Below are 268 nucleotides of genomic sequence, written 5' to 3'. Positions count from 1 at the left end.
GGTGGCTTGACCATGACCGAAGCCGATATCATGCATGAGAATGGCGACTTCTGGGTAGGCCGTGACCGCTCAAACCGGGCTTATGTCGTTTACCGCGCTGGGATCACGCATAGCGTATCAGATAGCGCATACGATTTGACGCCGAATGGCCTGTCCATCGCGAAAGCCCGTTGCGACTATCTCGCAAAGCGGAACGCCTAAGTCCCCTCAATTCAACCTAACGTGCTGCCCGAAGTGCGCCCTTGTGGACGTTACCACTGAGCGCCAC

Annotated in this window: 1 protein-coding gene; it reads left to right on the top strand. The window is 56.7% G+C overall.

Translation table 11 applies throughout. From position 1 onward, the window contains the following. On the top strand, positions 1 to 201 hold a 201-nt coding region (locus SB719_RS20435; RefSeq protein WP_412159782.1), incomplete at its 5' end, for a hypothetical protein. Between the last annotated feature and the right edge of the window lie 67 nt (positions 202 to 268).

The organism is Pantoea sp. SIMBA_079, assembly GCF_046940275.1.
In the GTDB taxonomy this organism is placed as follows: domain Bacteria; phylum Pseudomonadota; class Gammaproteobacteria; order Enterobacterales; family Enterobacteriaceae; genus Pantoea; species Pantoea borealis.
The sequence above is the reverse complement of the archived record's forward strand: the minus strand, read 5'-3'. Positions and strand labels throughout refer to the sequence as shown.